This is a genomic window from Achromobacter sp. UBA4530, from assembly GCF_002388205.1.
Lineage (GTDB): Bacteria > Pseudomonadota > Gammaproteobacteria > Burkholderiales > Burkholderiaceae_B > Achromobacter > Achromobacter animicus.
In genome coordinates, this window is the sequence record NZ_DGMA01000013.1 from 1 (window position 1) to 24,466 (window position 24,466).

Genomic DNA, 24,466 nt, shown 5'->3' on the forward strand with positions numbered 1-24,466 from the left:
GGTGGTGCCGCGCAGCTCGTAGTCCTGCGTAAGACCATGCGCCTTGAGCACCGCCTCGGTGATTTGCGGCACGCTCTGGCGTTGGAAGATACGCCAGTCGGAGCTGAGCTTTAGCCGCGCCAGGCGCGGCTCGACAATCGCCGAGTAGCGCGTACGCCGAAAGCCCGTGTCGCCCTGAACGAACGACGAGACTGCGCCGTGCACGTAGCGCACGGGCGTGACGCCGTGCCAGATCGTAAGCAACGCGGCGCGGTCCAGGACTACGCCGAAATCGATGGCGGGGTTGCCGCTGGTTAGGTCCACCTCCAGCAGAAAGGTCTCGGACAACCCTTCTTGCAGTGTAAATTTGATGACCTCAAACGATTCGTCGCCGACAGCGAACGTGAAACGCAGATCGGATTGGGTGGGCATGGCGAGCTTCCGGTTGCGACAGACCGCACGGGTCGTCCTTGGTGCCAAAGGGCACCACCGGTTTTAAAAGCCGCCGATATTTCGTGTAAATCAGAGGAGTCTTATTAATAAAGAAAACTGATCTGTTCACGCATGTTGAAGCAGTTCCGCAATGCCGGACTGCGGGCTGAAATGCCCCCTCACTTACCGATGCAGAAACTCGAAAAAATCTCCCCCAGCAGATCATCGCTGGTGAACTTGCCGGTGATGCTCGATAAGCTGTCATGCGCCAACCGCAGTTCCTCGGCAAACAAGTCCAACACCCGATCATCCTGGCTGGCATGCGCGGCAGCCAGTTCCAGATGCTCTGCCGCCTCCTGCAACGCATGCAAATGACGTTCGCGCGCCAACCAAGGCGATTCCGCACCCGGATTCCAGCCCGCAATTTGCAGCAGCTCCGCGCGAAGCAAATCCAGCCCCGCGCCGCGTTTGGCCGAGATGCCCAGTTCGCCGGGGCCGGCGACGAAAGGCTCGGGCAACAGATCCACCTTGTTGAACACCTTCAGCACCGGCGTGTGCGGCGGCAGCCGTGCGGTGATCTGCGCGTCCAGCTCGTCGCCTGGCTGGGTGGCATCCTGCAAATGGAGGATGACGTCGGCGCGCTCGATCTCTTGCCAGGTGCGAGCAATGCCGATGCTTTCCACCGTGTCTTCGGTTTCCCGCAGGCCGGCCGTGTCGACAATGTGCAGCGGCACGCCATCAATATGGATTTCCTGCACCACTTTGTCGCGCGTGGTGCCGGCGATGGGCGTGACGATGGCGATGTCGTCGCCGGCCAGCGCGTTGAGCAGGCTCGACTTGCCTACGTTGGGCTGGCCGGCCAACACCACATGCAGGCCTTCGCGCAGGATGACGCCCTGCCGCGCTTGGGCAATCAATGCGGAAAGATCGCCCGCCAGCGCGTCCAACGTCGGACGGGCTTGATACTTTTCCAGGAAGTCGATTTCTTCTTCGGGAAAATCCAGGGTCGCCTCGACCAGCATGCGCAGATGGATGATGCGATCGGACAGGTCGTTCACACGCGCCGAGAATTCGCCTGACAGCGACGCCATGGCGCCGCGCGCGGCCGCCACGGACGAGGCTTCGATCAGGTCGGCAACCGCCTCGGCCTGCGCCAGATCCATGCGGTCGTTCAGAAACGCGCGGCGCGTGAATTCGCCGGGTTCGGCCAATCGCACGCCCAGATCTCGGCCGGCGACCAGACAGCTATCCAGCACACGTCGCAGCACGGCCGGGCCGCCGTGGCCCTGCAGTTCCAGCACGTCTTCGCCGGTGTAGGAATGCGGCCCACGAAAGTAGATGGCAATGCCCTCGTCCAGCAGTTCGCCGTCTACCGTTTTGAAGGGAAGATAGTGCGCATGGCGCGGTGTGAGATCGCGCTGGAACAGGCGCCGCACCAATCCGGACAGGTCCGCACCAGAAATGCGCACGACGCCGATGCCGCCTCTTCCGGGGGCGGTGGCGATGGCGGCGATGGGGGCGTAGGCGGACATATCAGGGTAGAAGGCAGGGCTAAACAATAGGGGAATATAACTGTTGCGCGGCGCGTTGTTTGCTGGTTACTGTGGCCCCGAGGTTCAAAACCCGAAACAACTCTGGGAGATCACGATGGCATCTCGGTTTTCGCGTGTCTTGGCCTGCGGCGCTGCCGCGGTGGTGATGGCCTGTGGCACATACAGTTCGGCCATGGCTCGCGACCTGGTGATCGGGTTGAAGACCGAGCCCTCGTCGATGGATCCGCAATACCACGCGTTGACCCCGAACACGCAGATCTCCCAAACCATTTTCGATACGCTCGTTGCCACGGACGCGCAACTCAAGCCGCAGCCTTCGCTGGCGGAATCGTGGACCGTGGATGGCAAGGTCTGGACTTTCAAGCTGCGGCCGAACGTGAAATTCTCGGATGGCACGCCGTTCACCGCCGAGGATGTCGTGTTCACGTATGACCGCGTCCCGAAGGTGCCGAACAGCCCGTCGCCGTTCACGCTGTATCTGGGGTCCGTCGCCAAGACCGAAGCGGTGGATCCGATGACGATCCGCATCACCACCAAGGAAGTCGCGCCTAACCTGCTGGTCAATCTGGCGCAGTTGCCGATCATGTCGAAGAAGGCCGCATCAGGGCCGGCTGCGGAAGGCAAGACGACAACCGAACTGAATAGCGGCGATGGCCTGATCGGCACCGGTCCCTACAAGTTCGTGTCCTGGAAGCGCGGCGCTGAATTCGTGCTGGCGCGCAACGACAACTACTGGGGCAAGAAACCCGAGTGGGATCGCGTGGTCTACCGCCCCATCAGCAACGCGGCAGCGCGCGTGGCCGCATTGCTGGCCGGCGACGTGGACATGATTGAAGATCCCCCCACTGACGACCTGCCGAAGCTGAAATCCGACAAGAAGCTCTTTGTCGAGGAAACGCCGTCGGTGCGCGTGGTGTACGTGGCGCTGGACCAGTATGCGGAGCCGTCGCCCGGCGTGCAGGGCACCGAAAAGAATCCGATGAAGGACAAGCGCGTGCGCGAGGCCTTGTCGCTGGCGATCAACCGCGATGCGCTGGTCGAACGCGTGATGGGCGGCGTCGCCCTGCCCGCGGGCAACCTGCTGCCGTATCCGATGTTTGGCGCCAGCAAGGAACACTCGAAGGCGCCCAAGGCCGATGTGGAAAAGGCCAAGGCGCTACTCAAGGAAGCGGGCTATCCGAACGGGTTTTCGATCACGCTGGGCTCGCCGTCCGGCCGGTATGTCAACGATTCGAAGGTGGCGCAGGCCATTGCATCGATGTGGACGCGCATCGGCGTGAAGACCAGCGTGGACGCGATGGCGCCCCCGGTGTTCTTCAAGAACCGCGACAGCTATTCGTTCTCGGCGTACCTCGCGGGATGGTCGGTGACGAGCGGTGAAATGTCCAACGCGCTGACGTCGCTGCTGATGACGCGCAATCCGGAAGCCGGCCAGGGCACGACGAACCGCAGCCGCTATTCCAATCCCAAGATGGACGAGCTGGTGAAGCAGGCCTCGTCCACGATGGACGACGCCAAGCGGGCGGAACTGCTGTCGACGGCCAGCAATATCGCGATGGATGACTTCGCCATGCTGCCCGTGCATTTCGAGCTGTCGGTCTGGGCCATGAAGAACGACATACGCTACCAGGGCCGTCCGGACCAGGTCACGCTGGCGCAGAACGCAACGCTGAAAAAGTAAGCGCGCCGGGCGATCTCTCGTGCTTGCAACCATTGTCAGAAGGCTGCTGCAGACCATCGTCGTCATGCTCGTCATGTCGGCGTTGGTCTTTGCCGGCATTTACATGGTCGGCGATCCCGTCTCGATGCTGGCCAGTCCCGAAGCGACCGAGGCGCAACGCGCCGCGATCAGCGCGTCGCTGGGACTGGACCAGCCGTTGTGGCGGCAGTACCTGATCTTCATGAGCCAGGCCGTGCGCGGCGATTTCGGGAACAGTTTCCTGACCGGCGAGCCGGCCATGCACCTGATCCTGGAGCGCATGCCCGCCACGGTGGAATTGGCCTGTGTGGCGATGCTGCTGTCGGTGCTGATCGGCGTGCCGCTCGGCATTCTGGCTGGCTTGAAGCCTGCGGCGGTGGGTTCGCGAGCGATCATGACGGGCTCGGTGCTGGGATTTTCGCTGCCGAATTTCTGGGTGGGCCTGATGCTCATCATGGTGTTCGCCGTAATGCTGGGCTGGGTGCCGGCCGGCGGCCGTGGCGACACGGTCAGCATCGGCTCGCTGCAGTTGAGTGTGCTGACGTTCGATGGCTGGCTCAGCTTGGCATTGCCCGCGGCGACGATCGCCTTTGCCAAGTGCGCGATGATCATTCGCGTGACGCGGGCCGCCACGCGAGAGGCGCTGCCGATGGACTACATCAAGTTCGCGCGCGCCAAGGGCTTGTCGGAAAAGCGCGTGCTGGGCGTGCATCTGCTCAAGAACATCCTGATTCCGGTGGTGACGGTGGCGGGCCTGGAGTTCGGCCAGGTGATGGCGTTTGCCGTCGTGACCGAGACCGTGTTTTCGTGGCCGGGCATGGGCAAGCTGCTGATCGATTCCATCATCAACCTGGATCGTCCGGTGGTGGTCGCGTATCTGCTGCTGATCGTGTTCTTCCTGGTCATGTTGAATCTGGTGGTGGACATCATCTACACGGTGCTGGACCCCCGCGTACGCCTGGATAGCCGCCGATGAACACGCCCGCCACCGTTGCCTCGCCCCCGACTCCGACGAAGGAGCAGACGCCCTGGCGCCGCTTCGTGTCGGATTTCTTCGCCAGCAAGCTCGCCACGCTGGGGCTGGTGATGTTGATCGTGATCGTGGGGGCGGCGTTGCTGGCGCCCTGGATCGCGCCGCAGAATCCGTACGATCTGGCCAGCCTGGACATCATGGATTCAAAGCTCAAGCCTGGCAGCGAAAGTGGGGATGGTTCGATGCGCCATTTGCTAGGCACCGACGGCCAGGCGCGCGATCTCTTTTCCGCCATTCTGTACGGCATGCGCACCAGTCTGATGGTGGCCACGGTGTCGGTGCTGGCCGCCTTTGGCATTGGCGCGACGGTCGGGCTGATTGCCGCCTATTTCGGCGGACGCATCGATGCCCTGCTGATGCGGGTTGTGGATATCCAGTTGTCGTTCCCGGCGATCCTGGTGGCGCTGATGTTGCTGGCGATTCTGGGCAAGGGTGTGGATAAGGTGATCATCGCGCTCATCGTCGTGCAGTGGGCGTATTTTGCGCGGGCGGCGCGCGGCGCGGCGCTGGTCGAGCGCGGCAAGGAATATGTGGAGGCGGCGCGCTGCATGTCGCTGTCGTGGTCGCGCGTGCTGTTCCGGCACGTGCTGCCGAACTGCATGCCGCCGCTCATCGTGATCGCCACGATCGACCTGGCGCACGCGATCGCGCTGGAAGCCACGCTGTCGTTCCTGGGTGTCGGCGTGCCGGTGACGGAACCGTCGCTGGGCATGCTGATCTACAACGGCTTTGAATACCTGCTGTCGGGCCAATATTGGATTTCATTCTTTCCCGGCATTGCGCTGGCGCTGGCCATCATCGCGATCAATCTGGTGGGCGACCACCTGCGCGATGTGCTCAACCCGCGGCATGCGAATTGAGGACAGGAGCGATGCAGATACTTGCGGCGCAACGCCCCCTGCCTGACCGTTCCCCGGTGCTTGATGTGCATGGGCTGAAGACGCATTTCTTCACGCGCAACGGCGTGGTCAAGGCCGTGGACGGCGTGGACCTGACGCTGGCCGAGGGCGAAATCCTGGGCCTAGTCGGCGAGTCCGGATCGGGCAAGAGCATCACGGGTTTTTCCTTGATGGGCCTGTTAGATGAACCCGGCCGCATCGTCGAAGGCCAGGTGCTGCTCAACGGTGAAGACCTGCGCGCGGCCACGCCCGCGCGGTGGCGGCAGTTGCGGGGACAGGAGATCGCGATGATCTTCCAGGACCCGATGATGACGCTTAACCCGGTGCTGCGCGTAGATACGCAGATGATCGAAGCGGTGCAAGCGCACGCCAAAGTGTCTCGCGAGGCGGCGCGCCAGCGCGCGCTGCAGACGCTTGCCATGGTGGGCATTCCGTCGCCGGAAGAGCGCCTTCGAACCTATCCGCATCAGTTGTCGGGCGGCATGCGCCAACGCGTGGCCATCGCCATTGCGCTGTTGAATTCTCCGCGCCTCATCATTGCGGACGAGCCCACGACGGCGCTGGATGTCACGATTCAAGGCCAGATCCTGTTCGAGGTGCAGAAACTCTGCCGCGAAACGGGGACCGGTCTCATCTGGATCACGCATGACCTGGCCGTGGTGGCGGGTCTGGCCGATCGCGTGTCGGTGATGTATGCGGGGCGCGTCGTGGAAACCGGCAGCACCGAGGCGGTCATCCGCCACCCGATGCATCCCTACACGCACGGGTTGATCGCGTCCATTCCGACGCCGCAGTCGCGCGGCAAGCCACTGGTGCCGATTCCCGGGATGACGCCGTCGCTGCTCAACCTGCCGCAGGGCTGTGCATTCCGAGGGCGGTGTCCGCGCGCGACGGACGCCTGTCTGGTCGAACCGCCGCCTGTTGAAGTCCGCCCGGCGCAATGGGTGCGCTGCTGGCATGCTGGAGCGCCGGCCGCGATATGAACGACGCCCTGAACAATCCCACGCCGATCCTCGCCCTGCGCGACGTCGAACTACGCTTCGTGCAGCCGGTGGACCTGGCCGGCCGCATCGCCAACCTGCTGGGCGCGGGACTGAAGACGCAGGTGGTGCATGCCGTGGCCGGCGTGGACTTGGCGGTCCGGCCGGGCGAAGTGATCGGCATCGTCGGTGAATCAGGCTGTGGAAAATCCACGCTGGGCCGCATCGTGTCGGGCATCCTGCCGCCGACCGCCGGGCAGGTGGATTATCAGGGCAAGCCCGTGCAAGCCATGAAGGGCCCGGAGCGGCGCGCTTACGAGCTGGGCGTGCAGATGATCTTCCAGGATCCGTACGCGTCCCTGAATCCGCGCATGCGTGTGCGCGAGATCATCGGCGAGGCGCCCGCGGCGCATGGCCTGATCCGGTCGCGGGACAAGCAGGAGTACGTGGCCGGTTTGATGCGCCAGGTGGGGCTTGATCCGAGCTTTGCACAGCGTTATCCCCATCAGTTTTCGGGCGGCCAGCGTCAGCGCATCGGCATTGCGCGGGCATTGGCGCTGAAGCCTTCGGTCATCGTCTGCGACGAGGCCGTGGCCGCGCTGGACGTGTCGATCCAGGCGCAGGTGCTGAATCTGTTCGAACGGCTGCGCGATGAGCTGGACCTGACGTATCTGTTCATCAGCCATAACCTCAGCGTGGTCAGCCATATCTCGGACCGCGTGGCGATCATGTATCTGGGACGCATCGTCGAGCTGGCCGATACCGATACGGTGTTCGCGCGCGCCAATCATCCGTACACGCAGGCGCTGCTCAAGGAGCTGCCGACGCTGACGCCGGGGCGGCGTGCGTATCAGCCCATCCGGGGCGAGCTGCCCTCGCCCCTGGATCCGCCCACGGGGTGCGCGTTTCACCCGCGGTGTCCCCATGCGATGCCGCGCTGCAAGGCCGAGCGCCCGCTCCTGCGCGAAATCGCGCCAGGCCAGTTCAGCGCCTGCCATTTGAACGATGCCGCCTGACCTGCGCCGAGAAAGGGCTGGACGCGGCACGCGGGGCGGCGCGAGAATTCCCCGACCAGCAGGCCATTTGCGCGTGCGCCCTCCTTCAATCCAGACAGCTTATCCACAGCCATGAAAACCATTGCCGAAATCGAACGCGTACACGGGGATCTGACGGCCCTGCGACGCGACATCCATGCGCATCCGGAACTGGCGTTCCAGGAAACGCGCACATCCAACCTGGTGGCCGAACGCCTGCGCGGCTGGGGACTCGAAGTTCACACGGGGCTGGGGAAAACCGGTGTGGTGGGCATTTTGCGCGCCGGCAGCGGCGGCAAGACCATCGGCCTGCGCGCCGATATGGATGCTTTGCCGATGCCGGAACACAACCGGTTTTCCCACAAGTCCACGATCAGCGGGCGCATGCACGGCTGCGGCCATGACGGGCACACGACGATGCTGCTGGGCGCCGCGCAGTATCTGTCCACGCATCGCAATTTCGACGGCACAGTCGTGTTCATCTTCCAGCCGGCCGAGGAAGGCGGCAATGCCGGCGCGCGCGCCATGATGCAGGACGGGCTGTTCGACAAGTTTCCCTGCGATGCGGTGTTCGGCATCCACAACATGCCGGGCATGCCGGTCAATCAGTTCGGCTTCCGGTCGGGGCCGACGATGGCGTCAAGTAATCGCTGGGACATCGTGATCAAGGGTGTCGGCGGGCATGCGGCGCAGCCGCATTCGTCTGTTGACCCCATCATCGTGGCCGCCGACATGGTGCACGCGCTGCAGACGGTCATCTCGCGAAGCAAGAATCCGCTGGATCAGGCGGTGCTGTCGATCACGCAGATTCACGCGGGCGATGCCTACAACGTGATTCCCGGCGAGGCCGTGCTGCGCGGCACGGTGCGCACGTATTCCGTGGAGACGCTGGACAAGATCGAAGCCGACATGCGCCGCATCGCCACCACCCTGCCGCAGGTCTATGGCGGCACGGGCGAGCTGGATTTTGTGCGCGCGTATCCGCCGCTGGTGAACTGGGAAAACGAAACCGCGTTTGCGGCCAAGGTTGCCGAAGACACCTTTGGCGCGGAAAACGTGCTGCGCGACATGCCGCCCTTCATGGGCGCGGAGGATTTTTCGTTCTTCCTGGAATCCGTGCCGGGCTCGTATCTGTTCCTGGGCAACGGCGACGGCGATCACCGCATGGAGTCGTATCACGGCATGGGTCCGTGCCAGCTGCACAACCCCAACTACGACTTCAATGACGCGCTGCTGCCGGTGGGCGCGACGTACTGGGTGAAGCTGGTCGAGGCCTTCATGCCGGCCAGGTAAGGACCAATACGCTATTTGCTTATATGCGGATGGCCATGAAGCCGCGGGGGCGCCCCGCGGCTTTTTGCTATATGACGTAAAGCTTTGATCAAACGCCGATATCTTCGTTTGAGATACATGGCGCGGTTTCCATAATCGGTCGTTCCAGCCATGCCGCAAGGCGAATACGGAGCGATCGATGTCCCAGAGCAATGCCTTGCGGCGCGAAGCGCACGCCGCCCCCCAGCCGCAGTCCTTTGACGTGCGCCCCCTGCCCGGTCCCCTGGGCGCGGAAATCATCGGCCTGGACCTGTCGCAGGAACTGGCGACCGCCGATTTTGCGCGCGTGCACAAGGCGCATCTGGACCACCACCTGCTCGTGTTCCGCGACCAGCGCATCACGCCCCAGCAGCACATCGATTTCAGCCGCCGCTTCGGCCGCCTGATGATCCACGTGCTGCACCAATTCCACCTGCCGGGCCATCCCGAGATTCTGACCGTCTCGAACATTCTGGAAGACGGCAAGCCTATCGGGCTGGGCGACGCGGGCAAGTACTGGCACTCGGACATCTCGTACAAGGAACTGCCCAGCCTGGGGTCGCTGCTGCATGCGCAGGAATTGCCTGCCGAAGGCGGCGACACCCTGTTCGCGAACATGCACCTGGCCTACGACACCTTGCCGCAGGCACTGAAGGACGCGATCGACGGCAAGCGCGGCGTGCATTCCTACCTGGCCCAATACGGGCAACTGCAGAAGGAAGGCAACTGGCGCCCGAATCTGAGCGCGCAACAGATTGCGCAGGTGCAGGAGGTGGTGCATCCGGTGGTGCGCACGCATCCGGAGAACGGCCGCCGCGCGCTGTTCGTGAGCGAAGGCTTCACGACTCGCATCGAAGGATTGCCCGAAGACGAGAGCCGCGCGCTCCTCGCCGAGCTGTTCGCCCACAGCGTGCGGCCGGAACACATCTACCGTCACAAATGGCAGCCGCATGACCTGGTGTTCTGGGACAACCGCTCGCTGATCCACCTGGCGGGCGGCACGCCGGATCACCTGCGCCGCAAGCTCTACCGCACCACGATCGAAGGCGATGTGCCGTTCTGACGCGCGCATGTCGGCCTTAAACCACTTATCCACAAGGAACGCCATGCGTTTGACCTCCACGCTACGGGATCGACTGGTCCAGACCGCCACGGGCGCGGGCCTCGCGCTGATACTTGCCGTGCTGGCGCTGGCTTCGCCGACGCCGGCCATGGCCGAAGGGCGCATCCGCATTGCCGAACAGTACGGCATCGTCTATCTGCTGCTGAACGTGGCGCGAGACCAGCAGCTCATCGAAAAGCACGGCAAGGCCGAAGGTGTGGATATCTCGGTCGAGTGGGCCAAGCTGTCCGGGGGCTCGGCGGTGAATGACGCGCTGCTGTCGGGGGCTGTGGACATCGCGGGGGCGGGCGTGGGACCGCTCTTGACGATCTGGGATCGCACGCACGGCAAGCAGAACGTGAAGGGCGTGGCGTCGCTGGGCAACTTTCCGTACTACCTGGTCACCAACAACCCGAACGTGAAGACGATCGCCGACTTTACGGACAAGGACCGCATCGCCGTGCCCGCCGTGGGCGTGTCTGTGCAATCGCGCGTGCTGCAACTGGCGTCGGCCAAGCTGTGGGGCGACGCGCAGTACAACAAGCTGGACAAGATCTCGGTGGCGCTGCCGCACCCGGACGCCGCGGCGGCCATCATTGCCGGCGGCACGGAAATCACCGGCCACTTCGGCAACCCGCCTTTCCAGGAGCAGGAGCTGGCCGAGAACCCCAAGGCGCGCATCGTGCTCAATTCGTATGACGTGCTGGGCGGCCCCAGTTCGTCGACGGTGCTGTTCGCTACCGAGAAATTCCGCCGCGACAATCCCAAGACCTACAAGGCCTTCCAGGAAGCGTTGAAGGAAGCCGCGAGTTTTGCCGCCGCCAATCCGGAGAAGGCCGCGGACATCTATCTGCGCGTCACCGGCGCCAAGCAGGATCGCGACTTCCTCATCAAGGTCATCAAGAATCCCGACGTGCAGTTCAAACTGCAGCCGCAAAACACGTTCGCGCTGGCGCAGTTCATGCACAAGGTCGGCGCGATCAAGAACGCACCGGCAAGCTGGCGCGACTATTTCTTCGACGATCCCGTCACGGCGCAGGGCAGCTGACATGGCTGTGAGCCCCGCCGCCCCTGTGGATAACGTTCAACGGCCCACGCCTTTGCTGGCTGTGGATAAGGTGTCGATCGAATATAAGACGCGCGAACGGCGTGTGCGCGCGACGCATCAGGTCAGTTTTGACGTGCACGGCGCCGAGCGTTTCATTCTGCTCGGGCCGTCCGGGTGCGGGAAATCGACGCTGCTCAAGGCGGTTGCGGGCTTCATCGAACCCACTGAGGGACGGATCGCGATCGACGGCAAGACCGTGCAAGGGCCTGGCCCGGACCGCATCGTGGTGTTCCAGGAATTCGACCAGTTGCCGCCCTGGAAGACGCTGCGCCAGAACGTGGCGTTTCCGCTGCTGGCCTCGCGCAAGCTCAACCGGCGCGAGGCCGATGAACGGGCGATGCATTACTTGGACAAGGTGGGGCTGGCGGCCTTTGCCGATGCCTATCCGCATACGCTGTCGGGCGGCATGAAGCAGCGCGTGGCCATTGCGCGCGCGTTGGCCATGCAGCCGCGCGTGTTGCTGATGGACGAGCCGTTCGCGGCGCTGGATGCGCTGACGCGCCGTCGCATGCAGGAAGAGCTGATGGCGCTGTGGGACGACGTGCGGTTTACGCTGCTGTTCGTCACACACTCGATCGAAGAGGCGCTGGTGCTGGGCAGCCGCATTCTGTTGCTGTCCCCGCATCCGGGCCGCGTGCGCGCCGAACTGAATGCGCACGGCTTTGACCTGCACAGCCAGGGATCAGCGGCGTTTCAGGCGGCGTCGCGCCGCATTCACGACCTGTTGTTCGAAACCGCCCCGCTGGCTCAGGCCGAGCGCGCGGCGGCCTGAGAGCGCGCATGAGCATCAGCCATGCCGGATCGGCGTTCATTCGCCCCGAGGTGGAATACGACCTGCCGCCCCTGCCCCCGCAGGCCGCCGAGGCGCCGCTGCCGTGGCACGAGCGGCTGTGGCAGCACGCCGCCCTGCGCAAGGGCGTGATCCTTGTCCTGTTGGCGGCGGTGTGGGAGCTGGCGGCGCGTTATACCGACAATGATCTGCTGTTGCCCGGCGCATGGCAGACCGCGCAGGCCTTTGTCGACGGCGTGACCAGCGGCGAGCTGCTGGCGCGCGCCGGACAGTCGATGCGCGTGCTGGTGCAGGGCTACTTGGCGGGTGTCGTGCTCGCCTTTGTGCTGACGACGCTGGCGGTGTCCACGCGGTTCGGCCGTGATCTGCTGTCCACCCTGACGGCGATGTTCAATCCGCTGCCGGCGATTGCCCTGCTGCCGCTGGCGCTGCTGTGGTTCGGGCTGGGCGAAGGCAGCCTGGTGTTCGTGCTGATCCACTCGGTACTGTGGGCGCTGGCGCTGAACATGTATGCGGGCTTTCTGGGGGTGTCTGACACCCTGCGGATGGCGGGGCGCAATTACGGGCTGACCGGGTTGCGCTACGTCCTGCAGATTCTGGTGCCGGCCGCGCTGCCCGCCATCCTGGCCGGATTGAAGATCGGCTGGGCGTTCGCGTGGCGCACGCTGATTGCCGCCGAACTGGTGTTTGGCGCGTCCAGCGGCAAGGGCGGGCTGGGCTGGTACATCTTTCAGAACCGCAACGAGTTATACACAGACCGGGTGTTCGCGGGCCTGGCCGCGGTGGTCATCATCGGCCTGCTTGTGGAAAACCTGGCGTTCGATACGCTGGAGCGGCTGACGGTGCGGCGTTGGGGAATGCAGCGGTGATTGGTGTGCGGTTTGCGGCGGATGCCGCGGGATGATTCCGGTGATTGCTGCGGCGATTGTTGCAGCGATCGTGCGATCAGAATGAAAAAGGGGGGCGGCCATGATGCCGCCCCCCTTCTCATGGATGGTGCGTAGCGTTTACAGCTTCAGCCCCAACGCCTTGGCGACGCCTTCGGCATAGGCCGGATCGGCCTTCCGGAAGTGATCCAGCTGGCGGCGCTGGATGACTTCCGGCACGCTGGCCATGTGGCGGCCGATGTTGCCGAACAGCAATTCCTGCTGCGCGGGCGTCATCAGGCGGAACAAGGCGCCCGGTTGCGAGTAATAGTCGTCATCGACGCGATGGTTCCAGCGGGCCGCGGCCTGGCCGTCCAGCGCCAGCGGCGGTTCGGCCGCCGAGGGCGTTTCCTTCCATTCGCCCGCGCTGTTGGGCTCGTAGTTGATCGTGGCGCCGGCATTGCCGTCCACCCGGCCGGCCCCGTCGCGATGGAAGCTGTGGAACGGGCACTTGGGCGCATTCACCGGGATCTGGTGATGGTTGATGCCCAGGCGATAGCGGTGCGTGTCGCCATACGAGAACAGGCGGCCCTGCAGCATCTTGTCCGGCGAGAAGCCGATGCCCGGGACCACGTTGGCCGGCGTGAAGGCGGCCTGCTCGACCTCGGCGAAGTAGTTCTCGGGGTTGCGGTTCAGCTCCAGCACGCCGACTTCGATCAGGGGGTAGTCGCCATGCGGCCAGACCTTGGTCAGGTCGAACGGGTTGATGTGATACGTCGCCGCTTCGGCCTCGGGCATGATCTGCACCTTCAACGTCCACTTCGGGAAGTTGCCCTCCTCGATGTTCTGGAACAGGTCGCGCTGCGAGCTTTCGCGGTCGTGGGCGACGACCTGCGCGGCCTCTTCATCGGTCAGACAGGCGATGCCCTGCTGCGACTTGAAGTGGAACTTCACATAGAAGCGTTCGTTGTTGGCGTTGATGAAGCTGAACGTGTGCGAGCCAAAGCCGTGCTGCTGGCGCAGGTTGGCGGGGATGCCGCGATCGCTCATCAGCGTGGTGACCTGGTGCAGCGATTCGGGGTTGAGCGACCAGAAATCCCACGCCGCGGTGGCGTTGCGCAGGTTGGTCTTGGGATCGCGCTTCTGGGTGTGGATAAAGTCGGGGAACTTCAGCGGGTCGCGGATGAAGAAGACGGGCGTGTTGTTGCCGACCAGATCCCAGTTGCCTTCGTCGGTGTAGAACTTGATGGCAAAGCCGCGCACGTCGCGCTCGGCATCGGCCGCGCCGCGTTCGCCGGCGACGGTCGAAAAGCGCAGGAAGAGTGGCGTCTCTTTGCCGACTTTGGAAAAGATGTTGGCGCGGGTGTAGCGGGTGATGTCGTGGGTGACGGTGAACTTGCCGTAGGCGCCGGAGCCCTTGGCGTGGACGACGCGCTCGGGGATGCGTTCGCGGTCGAAGTGGGCAAGTTTTTCAATCAGCCAGAAATCTTCCAGCAGGGCCGGGCCGCGGGGGCCGGCGGTCAGGGTGTTGTTGTTGTCCGGTACTGGGGCGCCCGAGGCGGTAGTCAGAGGCTTCTTGTCGGTCATGGCACACTCCCTAGATCATTTCTGGATGACGCGGATCCGCTTGGCGGGCCGCGCGCGTTGCAGCAAAAACTCCGGCGGGCGGGACGCCGGAGGGCAAATTCAGAGCCATCATAGGTGTCATGGTTGACGGTGTGAAGTTGATTGATCCTGCTTTGTCGATAAGTAATACCTATGTATATGCCTCATGGGCATAGAAAATGCTGAGTGTGCCTTCCGCGTTTCATCGGCAACGGGCGTAAAAAAACCGGCCTCGAAAGGCCGGTTTCTTGTTTCGGGAGGGCGATCAGCGATTGGCCGCCGCTTCCGACTTCTTCTGGATGGCGCGGGTGATGGACCACTGCTGCGCAATCGACAGGATGTTGTTGACGCACCAGTACAGCACCAGGCCGGCCGGGAAGAAGAACATCATCCCGCCGAACACCAGCGGCATGATCATCATGACCTTGGCCTGGATGGGATCCGGAGGCGTCGGGTTCAGTTTGATCTGCAGGAACATGGTGGCCATCATGATGGCGGGCAGAATGAAGAACGGATCGCGGACCGACAGGTCGTGCACCCACAGGATCCACGGCGCGCCGCGCATTTCCACGCTGGCCAGCAGCACCCAGTACAGCGAGATGAACACCGGAATCTGAACCAGCATCGGCAGGCAGCCGCCCAGCGGGTTGATCTTCTCGGTGCGGTACATCTCCATCATGGCCGCATTGAGCTTCTGCTTGTCGTCGCCGTACTTTTCCTTCAGGGCCTGCAGGCGCGGAGCGACCTGCTTCATGCGGGCCATGGAGCGGTAGCTGGCGGCGGCCAGGGGGTAGAACACGGCCTTGATCAGCACGGTCAGCGCCACGATCGTCCAGCCCCAGTTGCCCAGGATGGAATGCAGCCAGGTCATCAGGGTGAACAGCGGCTTGGCGATGATGGTCAGCCAGCCGTAGTCGACCACCAGTTCCAGGCCAGGCGCCAGCGCGGCCATGGCCTTCTGGTCTTGCGGACCGACCCACAGGTGCGAATCGACGCGGGCGGCGGCGCCCGGGGCGATGTCGCCGACGGCTTCGATGCTGCGGCCGGCGTACAGGTTCGGCTGGACTTCAAGCAGTTCGTTGGTGCGCGGCTTGCCTTGCGGGGGCACCCATGCCGTGGCGAAGTAGTGCTGGACGACGGCGATCCAGCCGTTGTCCGCCTGCTTGATGTAGCTGGCCTTCTTCTTCTGGATGTCGCTGAACGTGCTCTTCTGGAACTTGTCCTGGTCCGAGTAGACGGCAAAGCCCGTGAACGTGTGATAGAAGCTGGACGTGTCGGCCGGGTCGTTGCCGTCGCGCTCGATCTGCAGGTACAGCGAGGGCGTGACGGGGGCGGTGCCGACGTTGGCCAGGTCATGGCGCACGTCGATGTCGTAGCGGCCACGGTGCAGGGTGAACGTCTTGGTGACCTTCACGCCGCCGGATTCGCCTTCGAACGTGACGACCAGGTTGTCGCCGGTCAGTTCGCGTTCTTGCGAGACCAGGCGGAAAGGCGTCTGGTGCGTCGGGAAGCTTTGGCCGCTGGGGGCGCCGACCACACCGGTCTGCACCACGTAGTTCAGGCCCGCCGAGCGGTCCAGCAGAACCGTGGGCTTGTCGGCCTGGCCGGTGGCCGGGTACTTCAGCAGTTCGGCGCGCACCAGCTGGGCGCCCATCGTGTCGAAGGTCAGGCGCAGCACGTCGGTGGTGATGACGACTTCTTCGGAGCGCGTGGGAACGGGCGTGGCGGCGCCAGGCACCGTGGAGGCCGGGGCCGCGGTGGCAGCCGGGGCGCTGGGCACGGACGGCGTCGCGTTGTTGGCCGCAGCCGGCGCTTCGCTCGTGCTGGCCGCGGGCGGGGCCCCGAACAGCGACGGCTTGCCGTTATGGATTTGCCAGTTGTTCCAAAGGAGCAACAGCGAAAAGGAAAAAATCATCCAGAGGACGGTTCGTCGGATATCCATGGTGCCTACTGAAGTGAATACGGGCCAGCAAAGCCCGCCAGTTTAGCGTCAATCGTGCTCGATGCGGTGGCTGTGGGAGCAGCAACGGGCGTCGTTGGTTCCCTTGGCCGGCGGAACCGGATCCAGGCCCCCGGGCGACCAGGGATGGCACCGGCCGATGCGCCGGACGCCCAGCCAGAATCCGCGCCATGCACCGTGGCGCTCGATCGCTTCGATCGCGTACGCCGAGCAGGTCGGAGTAAAACGGCACTGCCGTCCAATCCAGGGACTCAGGAAGAACCTGTAGAACCGGATCGGGGCAATGAGTAGTGCCTTGATCATCGTGCGATCCGCTCAAAGTGAGCGTCCACTTCGGCTCGGGCGGCGCGTTTCAGCGCAGTGAGCGTGGCGGGCGCGACCTTGCTATGCAGGCGCACGACGTAATCTTTTGCCGGCAGCGCCAGGCGCCGGTGGCGGAACGCTTCGCGGATGACCCGCTTCAAGGCGTTGCGCGTGGAGGCGTGGGCGGCAAACCGCTTGGCGATGATGAGCCCCAAACGAGCACAGGCGTCCTGGCCGGGAGGCAGATCATTGGGAGCGGCGCTCACAATGAAGAATGCCCCTCGGGCAAGACGCCGGCCTTTAAGGGCGGCGGCAAACTCGGAGGGGCGATGCAGCCGCGCCTCCGGGGGAAGCGTGGAGCGCGGCATGGACTGCGGATCAGGCGGTTGCGCGGAACCGGAACAGGATTGCGAGAGATCTTGCAATATGGTCGGTCCGTGCGAAAGTCAGTTTCCGGAAAACCGGAAAACTGGACTTAGACGGCCAGACGCTTGCGGCCCTTGGCGCGGCGGGCGCTCAGGATGGCGCGGCCAGCGCGGGTTTTCATGCGCACGCGAAAGCCATGGGTGCGCTTGCGACGGGTAACGGAAGGTTGGTAGGTGCGTTTCATGGACGATCCACAAAAAGAACAAAGTCAGAAGGGACCTGCCCGGAGGGTTCCACGTCGCGCTAAGCAGAAGCGGGTATCCAGAGAGCGTTTTTGCAACGGGTTTTGCATGGGTTTTGCAACCGGTGCAAAAAACAACTCTTAGACGGGGCTCTGTACCGAGAATTTCATCTCGGGCGACCTATTCAGCAAAGCTAAAAACCGGACAAATTGCTCTTGTAGGGGCAATTGCGCTTTTGGCAATTTGCCCTTGCGGGAGCGTGTCCGGCCAAGCTTTCTGCGAAACCTTCTGACAGACAGAATTCGGAAAAGCCCACCATTTCAGCAAGTTTTCCCTGTCTTGTCAAACAGTTAAGGGGTGATCATATAGACACTCATGCCCTTCCCTGTGGATAACCCCCGCCCGGGCAAGGTAGAATCGAGGTTTGAATAAGAGCGACATGAAAGAATTCTGGCAGACCTGCGTCAGTCGTCTTGAGCAGGAACTCCCCCCCCAACAAATCAGCGCGTGGATACGACCGCTGGTCCCGCTTGCGTACGACGAAACGCAGGCGGTGCTGCGCGTTGCCGCGCCCAACCGCTTCAAGCTGGATTGGGTGCGCAAAAACTTTTCCCACCAGATCGAAGCGTTGGCCGCGGAGTGGTTCAAGCGTCCGGTGCAGGTGCTGTTCGAGCTGCCTTCGCAAGGGACCGCGCCGCGTATGCCGGTCGCGCCCGTGCGTGCGCAGCAGCCAGCCCAGCAACCGCACCCGTCCGCTGCGCCCCCTTCCGGCGCCGCGCCACCCGTGACGGTCACCGTGACGACCGCCCCGCCCCCGCCCGCCACGACCGCCGCTGCGCAGGCCGTGAACGCGGACGCCGCCAACATCGTGTACGAGCGATCGCGCCTGAACACCGACCTCACGTTCGAGAACTTCGTGACCGGTAAGGCCAACCAGCTCGCGCGCGCGGCGGCGTTGCAGGTCGCGGAAAATCCCGGCACCTCGTACAACCCGTTGTTCCTGTATGGCGGCGTCGGCCTGGGCAAGACCCACCTGATCCACGCCATCGGCAACGCCATGGTGGCGGCGGGCACCGGGGTGCGCGTGCGCTATGTGCATGCCGACCAATACGTGTCCGACGTGGTCAAGGCGTACCAGCGCAAGGCATTCGACGATTTCAAGCGTTACTACCATTCGCTCGATCTTCTGCTGATCGACGACATCCAGTTCTTCTCCGGCAAGAACCGTACGCAGGAAGAATTCTTCTACGCGTTCGAGGCGATGGTCGCGCAGCGCAAGCAGATCATCATCACCAGCGATACGTACCCCAAGGAACTGTCGGGCATCGACAGCCGCCTGATCTCGCGTTTTGACTCGGGCCTCACGGTCGCCATCGAGCCGCCGGAACTTGAAATGCGCGTGGCGATTCTGCTGCGCAAGGCCGAGTCCGAAGGCGTGCCCATGCCCGAGGAAGTGGCCTTCTTCATCGCCAAGCACCTGCGCAGCAACGTGCGCGAACTGGAAGGCGCGCTGCGCAAGGTCCTGGCCTACGCGCGCTTCCACGGCCGCGACGTGCTGACGGTGGATGTCTGCAAGGAAGCGCTCAAGGACCTGCTGTCGGTGTCCAACGGCCAGATCACCGTGGAAAACATCCAGAAGACGGTGGCGGACTTCTACAAGATCAAGGTCGCCGACATGTACTCGAAACGCCGGCCGGCCAATATCGCGTTGCCGCGCCAGGTTGCGATGTACCTGGCCAAGGAGCTGACCCAGAAAAGCCTGCCGGAAATCGGCGATTTATTCGGCGGCCGTGATCACACCACGGTGCTGCACGCCGTTCGCAAGATTTCCGATGCCCGCGCCAAGCAAGCGGAGCTCAACCATACCCTGCACGTGTTGGAACAAACTCTAAAAGGATGAACATGCAACTCGTACAAACCACACGCGATGCATTGCTGAAACCGCTGTCGACTGTGGCGGGCATCGTCGAAAGACGCCATACCCTGCCCATTCTTGCGAACATCCTGATGCGCAAGGAAGGCAACAAGGTTGCCTTCATTGCGACCGACCTGGAAGTGCAGATCACGACGCACGCCGACTTTGGTGTCGGCCAGGACAACGAGTCCACCACGGTGGCCGCGCGCAAGCTGCTGGACATCCTGAAAGCCCTGCCCGATACCGGCGACGTGCGCCTGGCCCTGGCCAGCAACAAGCTGTCGGTGCAATCCGCCAAGAGCCGCTTTGCGCTGCAGACGCTGGCCGCCAGCGAGTTCCCCACCGTGGCTCAGCCCGAGCAGTGGGACGTCTCGCTCACCATGCCGCAGCGCACCTTGCGCCACCTGTTCAACATGGTGCACTTCGCCATGGCCCAGCAGGACATCCGCTACTACCTGAACGGCATGCTGCTGGTGTTTGAACCGGGCCGTGTGCGCGCGGTTGCCACCGACGGCCACCGTCTGGCGCACTGCTCGACCGAAGCCGACGGCATCGCCGAGCGCCACGAAGTCATCGTGCCGCGCAAGACCGTGCTGGAAATGCAGCGTCTGCTTGAAGACTCCGACGAAACCGTCTCCATCGACGTCGCGCCGGGCCAGATCCGTTTCCGTTTTGGCGACGTCGAGCTGGTCTCCAAGCTGGTCGAAGGCAAGTTCCCCGATTTCACGCGCGTGATTCCCACGAACTACTCGCGTCACTTCCTGGTCGGCCGCGAAGCGCTTCAGGGCAGTCTGCAGCGTGCCGCCATCCTGACCACGGACAAGTTCAAGGGCGTGCGCCTGCAACTGGCGCAGAACCAGATGAAGATCTCGTCCTCGAATGCCGAGCAGGAAGAGGCCCAGGAAGAAATCGACATCGACTACAGCCATGAAGCGCTGGACGTGGGCTTTAACGTGGGCTATCTGCTCGACGTGCTGTCCAACGTGAAGGTCGACAACATCCAGTGGTCGGTCATGCCCGATGCCAATGCGTCGGCGCTCATCACCCTGCCCGAAGACGACCAGTTCAAGTACGTCGTCATGCCCATGCGGATCTGATCCGCATTCCCCCCGTGGGTTTGTGCCGCTTGCGGACCGATGGTCCGCGGGCGGTCCGGCCGCCAGGCCGTTCTTTAAAGCGTTATCGATACAGACATGTCAGATCAGCAGAACACCACTCCCGAGACCAGCGGCTACGGCGCTGACTCGATCAAGATGCTCAAGGGGCTGGAGGCCGTGCGCAAGCGCCCCGGCATGTACATCGGCGACACGTCCGACGGCACCGGCCTGCACCACATGGTGTTTGAGGTCGTCGATAACGCCATCGACGAAGCCCTGGCCGGGTATTGCGACGACATCGTCGTCACGATCCACACCGACAACTCCATTTCCGTCACGGACAACGGCCGCGGCATCCCGACCGACATCCACAAGGACGACGAATTCCACCGCAGCGCGGCCGAAATCGTCATGACGGAACTGCACGCCGGCGGCAAGTTCGACCAGAACTCGTACAAGGTGTCCGGCGGCCTGCACGGCGTGGGCGTGTCGTGCGTGAACGCACTGTCCGAATGGCTGCGGCTCACCATCCGCCGCAACGGCGAAGTGCACCAGATGGAATTCCGCCAGGGCGAGCGCGTGGCGCCCCTGGCCGTGACCGGCACGACCGACAAGCGCGGCACCGAAGTGCGCTTTTTGGCCGACCCGATCATCTTCAACAACATCGAATACCACTACGAGATCCTCTCCAAGCGCCTGCGTGAGCTCTCGTTCCTGAACAACGGCGTCAAGATCCGCCTGATCGACCAGCGTCAGGGCAAGGAAGAGAACTTCGCGTTCTCTGGCGGCGTGAAGGGCTTTGTTGAATACATCAACCGCGCCAAGACCGTGCTGCACCCGAACGTGTTCTCGGTCAGCACCGAGTCCGCGGCCGGCGGCGTGTCCGTGGGCGTTGAAGTGGCGATGCAGTGGAACGACAGCTACAGCGAAAGCGTGCTGTGCTTCACCAACAACATCCCGCAGCGCGACGGCGGTTCGCACCTGACCGGCCTGCGCGCCGCGATGACGCGCATCATCAACAAGTACATCACCGACAACGAACTGGCCAAGAAGGCCAAGGTCGAGACGTCCGGCGACGACATGCGCGAAGGCCTGGCCTGCGTGCTGTCGGTGAAGGTGCCCGAGCCCAAGTTCAGCAGCCAGACCAAGGACAAGCTGGTGTCCAGCGAAGTGCGTCCGGCCGTTGAAGAAGCCGTGGCGCGCACGCTGGAAACCTGGCTGCTCGAACACCCGAACGACGCCAAGGCCCTGTGCAACAAGATCGTCGAAGCCGCCCGCGCCCGCGAAGCCGCACGCAAGGCACGCGAAATGACGCGCCGCAAGAGCGTGCTGGAAGGCGCCGGCCTGCCCGGCAAGCTGGCTGACTGCCAGGAAAAGGACCCCGCGCTGTGCGAGCTGTACATCGTCGAGGGTGACTCCGCAGGCGGCTCGGCCAAACAGGGCCGCGACCGCAAGTTCCAGGCCATCCTGCCGCTGCGCGGCAAGGTGCTGAACGTCGAGAAGGCGCGCTTTGACCGCCTGATCGCCAGCGAGCAGATCGCCACGCTGATCACGGCGCTGGGCACCAGCATCGGTCCCGATTTCAACGTGGACAAGCTGCGCTACCACCGCCTCATCATCATGACTGACGCGGACGTCGACGGCGCACACATCCGCACCCTGCTGCTCACGCTGCTGTACCGTCAGATGCCCGAGCTGGTGCAGCGCGGTTACGTGTACATTGCGCAGCCGCCGCTCTACAAGGTCAAGGTTGGCCGCGAAGAGCGCTATCTGAAGGATGACCAGGAAGAAGCGCAGTTCATGCTGACGCTCGCCCTGAAGGACGCCGAGATCATCTCGGGCGGCAATATCATCCGCGGCGAAGAACTGAACGACCTGGCCCGCCAATACGTGGCAGCCGACGGCGTCATCGCCCGCCTGTCGCGCGTGTTCGACGTGGGTGCGCTGTCGGCCATGGCCGAAGGCGTGGAAATCAACCTGGACACGGCCGAGTCCACCGCGGACTCCGCCAAGCGGCTGGCCGATGCCATGCGCGATCCCATCAACGGCAATGGCGTCGAGGTCGTTCCGCAATTCGACGAAGCCACCGAACGCCATCGCCTGTCCGTGCAGCGCATGCACCACGGCAACGTGCGCGTCAGCATCATCGACGCCGACTTCATCAATGGCTCGGATTACGCCATTCTGTCCAAGGCCGCCAAGAGCTTCCTGGGCAAGGTCGGCGCGCGTTCGATGGCCGCCCGCGGCGAAGGCGACAAGCGCAAGGAGCAGCCCGTGTCCGACTTCCGCGAAGCCATGCAGTGGCTGCGCAGCGAAGCCGATCGCAGCATCTCCAAGCAGCGCTACAAGGGTCTGGGCGAAATGAACCCCGAACAGCTGTGGGAAACCACGATGGACCCGAAGGTGCGCCGCCTGTTGCGCGTGCAGATCGAGGACGCCATCGCGGCGGACGAGGTCTTCACCACGCTGATGGGCGACGACGTCGAACCGCGCCGCAACTTCATCGAAACGCACGCGCTGTCGGCGGGCAACATCGACGCTTGATCGTATTGGATCCCGCGATTACCTAGATTTTTCCCGGGATATCCGGCGTTCGTACAAGGGGCTGCTTATGCAGCCCCTTTTTCTTTGGTTCTCGGCAGTTCAAGCCGAAATTCTCTTCCTGCCGGGCGGTTCCAGTTTTCCCCATCGACCAGGTGAAAAACCGCTCTGCCCTCAACCCCGCGGGCATCGCTGGAATCCCCATCGACGAGTTCATGCATGACAACCGCTGGCGTGCTGATTATCCATAAATATGGATAATCATTTCAATCTTGCAGGGTTTATCCATTATCCCTGCGCGCCTACAGTACCTCCATGCCCAGTCAACACGGCGTTTCAGGAGACTTCCTCCCCAGCCCGCTGACTGACAACTTCCTCATCGAATACATGGAGCTCATCATGAATCAGCAACTCAACGGCAAGATCGCACTCGTCACCGGCGGCACCACGGGTATCGGCCTGGCGACCGCCCAGGAACTGGCCGCGCAGGGTGCGCGCGTCTTCATCACCGGCCGCCGCCAGGCCGAACTGGACGCCGCCGTGGCCAGCATCGGCGTCGCGGCAACCGGCATCCGTGCCGACGCGTCGGTGCTGAGCGACCTGGACAACGTCTACGCCCAGATCGCCAAGAGCGCCGGCAAGCTCGACATCCTGTTCGCCAACGCGGGCGGCGGCGACATGATGCCGCTGGGCGCGATCACGGAAGAGCACTTCGATCGCATCTTCGGCACCAACGTGCGCGGCACCCTGTTCACCGTGCAAAAGGCCTTGCCATTGCTGGTCGATGGCGCCTCGGTGATCCTGACGGCGTCGACCGTATCGATCCAGGGCACGGAAAATTTCAGCGTGTATAGCGCCAGCAAGGCGGCGGTGCGCAACTTTGCGCGCTCGTGGGCGCTGGATCTGAAGCCGCGCGGCATCCGCGTGAACGTCGTGAGCCCCGGCCCGATCCGCACGCCGGGACTGGGCGGTCTGGTCCCCGACGAAGCGCGCCAGGGGTTGTTCGATCATCTGGCCGCGCAGGTGCCGCTGGGCCGTCTGGGCGAGCCGCAAGAGATCGGCAAGGCCGTGGCGTTTCTGGCTTCCGACGCGGCGAGCTTCGTCAATGGCATCGAGCTGTTTGTCGACGGCGGGATGGCGCAGGTCTGAGCGCATCGCGCTTCTGATCGCGACTTCTCAACATGAAATTCTTGACTCATTGCGTACTGGCGCTGGCTGCGATGTGCAGCGCGCCTTATGCGCACGCACAGGAAACATCACAAATGAAACCCGCCACGCAAGACCCTGCCGATTTGGCGCAACGCCTGATCGACATCCATTTTTCGATTTGGAACGACGCCAACGCCCAATCCCGCGAGTCGAAGTTTGACCAGGTGTACACGCAAGATTTCTTCGTGGCCGATCAAAGCGGCGTCGCTACCGGATACGCGCAGGTAAACCGCCTGATCGAGCAGTTGCAAGGCACCCATGCGGGATTCCGTTTCACGCCAGCGCCAATCACCTGGAATCATGGTCTCGGCCGCGTGGTCTGGAGCTATGGTCCCCGCGGCAATCCAGATCAGGTGCACGGCGAAGATATCTTCACCATCAAAGACGGCAAGCTTGCGAGCGCCCACGTCTTTCTCGATCGTCAGTAATGGGGATGCGCATC

22 protein-coding genes are annotated in these 24,466 nt (G+C 63.4%); 15 read left to right on the plus strand and 7 right to left on the minus strand.

The window, feature by feature from the left end; all coding sequences use genetic code 11:
• Window positions 1-411: contractile injection system protein, VgrG/Pvc8 family (locus tag B2W22_RS12845; protein ID WP_286937994.1), on the minus strand; the 411-nt coding region annotated here is incomplete at its 3' end.
• A gap of 179 nt (window positions 412-590) precedes the next feature.
• Window positions 591-1,943, minus strand: a complete 1,353-nt coding sequence (gene mnmE, locus B2W22_RS12850) for a tRNA uridine-5-carboxymethylaminomethyl(34) synthesis GTPase MnmE (protein WP_175136949.1) — start codon at window positions 1,941-1,943, stop codon at window positions 591-593.
• A 115-nt stretch (window positions 1,944-2,058) separates the two neighbouring features.
• Here mnmE and B2W22_RS12855 point away from each other — a divergent pair, with 115 nt between their 5' ends.
• From B2W22_RS12855 to B2W22_RS12900, 10 genes are all read left to right on the plus strand, one after another.
• Window positions 2,059-3,645: an ABC transporter substrate-binding protein gene (locus tag B2W22_RS12855; protein WP_286937997.1), complete on the plus strand. Its 1,587-nt coding sequence runs from the start codon at window positions 2,059-2,061 to the stop codon at window positions 3,643-3,645.
• A gap of 19 nt (window positions 3,646-3,664) precedes the next feature.
• The gene (locus tag B2W22_RS12860) at window positions 3,665-4,639 is read left to right on the plus strand and encodes an ABC transporter permease (protein WP_076518271.1); all 975 of its coding nucleotides are present in this window, start codon (window positions 3,665-3,667) and stop codon (window positions 4,637-4,639) included.
• Complete coding sequence (locus B2W22_RS12865; protein WP_286937999.1) at window positions 4,636-5,556, plus strand: ABC transporter permease; 921 nt, start codon at window positions 4,636-4,638, stop codon at window positions 5,554-5,556. Before B2W22_RS12860 ends, B2W22_RS12865 begins: the two co-directional genes overlap by 4 nt.
• Before the next feature lie 11 nt (window positions 5,557-5,567).
• Entirely contained in the window at window positions 5,568-6,578 is a 1,011-nt protein-coding gene (locus B2W22_RS12870; RefSeq protein ID WP_286938001.1) for an ABC transporter ATP-binding protein, read from the plus strand.
• Window positions 6,575-7,591, plus strand: coding sequence for an ABC transporter ATP-binding protein (locus tag B2W22_RS12875; RefSeq protein ID WP_286938002.1), 1,017 nt, complete (start codon window positions 6,575-6,577; stop codon window positions 7,589-7,591). Before B2W22_RS12870 ends, B2W22_RS12875 begins: the two co-directional genes overlap by 4 nt.
• Window positions 7,592-7,702: 111 nt before the next feature.
• Complete coding sequence (locus B2W22_RS12880) at window positions 7,703-8,902, plus strand: M20 aminoacylase family protein (protein WP_175124826.1); 1,200 nt, start codon at window positions 7,703-7,705, stop codon at window positions 8,900-8,902.
• 178 nt (window positions 8,903-9,080) lie between these two features.
• On the plus strand, window positions 9,081-9,983 hold the full coding sequence (locus B2W22_RS12885) for a TauD/TfdA dioxygenase family protein (RefSeq protein ID WP_175124827.1): 903 nt from the start codon (window positions 9,081-9,083) through the stop codon (window positions 9,981-9,983).
• A gap of 43 nt (window positions 9,984-10,026) precedes the next feature.
• The gene (locus tag B2W22_RS12890; RefSeq protein WP_056566039.1) at window positions 10,027-11,070 is read left to right on the plus strand and encodes an ABC transporter substrate-binding protein; all 1,044 of its coding nucleotides are present in this window, start codon (window positions 10,027-10,029) and stop codon (window positions 11,068-11,070) included.
• A 1-nt stretch (window position 11,071) separates the two neighbouring features.
• Window positions 11,072-11,902, plus strand: coding sequence for an ABC transporter ATP-binding protein (locus tag B2W22_RS12895; RefSeq protein ID WP_175124828.1), 831 nt, complete (start codon window positions 11,072-11,074; stop codon window positions 11,900-11,902).
• Between the two features lie 8 nt (window positions 11,903-11,910).
• On the plus strand, window positions 11,911-12,789 hold the full coding sequence (locus tag B2W22_RS12900) for an ABC transporter permease (protein WP_175124829.1): 879 nt from the start codon (window positions 11,911-11,913) through the stop codon (window positions 12,787-12,789).
• Between the two features lie 138 nt (window positions 12,790-12,927).
• On the opposite strand, the gene B2W22_RS12905 is transcribed toward B2W22_RS12900, so the two are convergent.
• The 5 genes from B2W22_RS12905 to rpmH all read right to left on the minus strand — a co-directional run bounded on the left by B2W22_RS12905 (window position 12,928) and on the right by rpmH (window position 17,264).
• The gene (locus B2W22_RS12905) at window positions 12,928-14,373 is read right to left on the minus strand and encodes a catalase (protein ID WP_175124830.1); all 1,446 of its coding nucleotides are present in this window, start codon (window positions 14,371-14,373) and stop codon (window positions 12,928-12,930) included.
• A 283-nt stretch (window positions 14,374-14,656) separates the two neighbouring features.
• Window positions 14,657-16,333: a membrane protein insertase YidC gene (yidC, locus tag B2W22_RS12910; RefSeq protein ID WP_175124831.1), complete on the minus strand. Its 1,677-nt coding sequence runs from the start codon at window positions 16,331-16,333 to the stop codon at window positions 14,657-14,659.
• Between the two features lie 48 nt (window positions 16,334-16,381).
• A complete protein-coding gene (gene yidD, locus B2W22_RS12915) occupies window positions 16,382-16,654 on the minus strand; it encodes a membrane protein insertion efficiency factor YidD (protein WP_175124832.1) in 273 nt (90 codons plus the stop codon).
• Complete coding sequence (locus B2W22_RS12920; RefSeq protein WP_175124833.1) at window positions 16,651-17,022, minus strand: ribonuclease P protein component; 372 nt, start codon at window positions 17,020-17,022, stop codon at window positions 16,651-16,653. Before B2W22_RS12920 ends, yidD begins: the two co-directional genes overlap by 4 nt.
• A 107-nt stretch (window positions 17,023-17,129) precedes the next feature.
• On the minus strand, window positions 17,130-17,264 hold the full coding sequence (gene rpmH, locus B2W22_RS12925) for a 50S ribosomal protein L34 (protein ID WP_006228069.1): 135 nt from the start codon (window positions 17,262-17,264) through the stop codon (window positions 17,130-17,132).
• Between the two features lie 437 nt (window positions 17,265-17,701).
• Between rpmH and dnaA the strand changes: the two genes are divergently transcribed.
• From dnaA to B2W22_RS12950, 5 genes are all read left to right on the plus strand, one after another.
• Window positions 17,702-19,162: a chromosomal replication initiator protein DnaA gene (dnaA, locus tag B2W22_RS12930; protein ID WP_175124834.1), complete on the plus strand. Its 1,461-nt coding sequence runs from the start codon at window positions 17,702-17,704 to the stop codon at window positions 19,160-19,162.
• 2 nt (window positions 19,163-19,164) lie between these two features.
• Entirely contained in the window at window positions 19,165-20,274 is a 1,110-nt protein-coding gene (dnaN, locus tag B2W22_RS12935) for a DNA polymerase III subunit beta (RefSeq protein WP_175124835.1), read from the plus strand.
• Between the two features lie 96 nt (window positions 20,275-20,370).
• Window positions 20,371-22,818, plus strand: a complete 2,448-nt coding sequence (gene gyrB / locus B2W22_RS12940; protein ID WP_175136957.1) for a DNA topoisomerase (ATP-hydrolyzing) subunit B — start codon at window positions 20,371-20,373, stop codon at window positions 22,816-22,818.
• 396 nt (window positions 22,819-23,214) lie between these two features.
• A complete protein-coding gene (locus B2W22_RS12945) occupies window positions 23,215-23,964 on the plus strand; it encodes an SDR family NAD(P)-dependent oxidoreductase (RefSeq protein WP_175124837.1) in 750 nt (249 codons plus the stop codon).
• Between the two features lie 32 nt (window positions 23,965-23,996).
• Window positions 23,997-24,452: a nuclear transport factor 2 family protein gene (locus tag B2W22_RS12950; RefSeq protein ID WP_286938006.1), complete on the plus strand. Its 456-nt coding sequence runs from the start codon at window positions 23,997-23,999 to the stop codon at window positions 24,450-24,452.
• Window positions 24,453-24,466 lie beyond the last annotated feature (14 nt).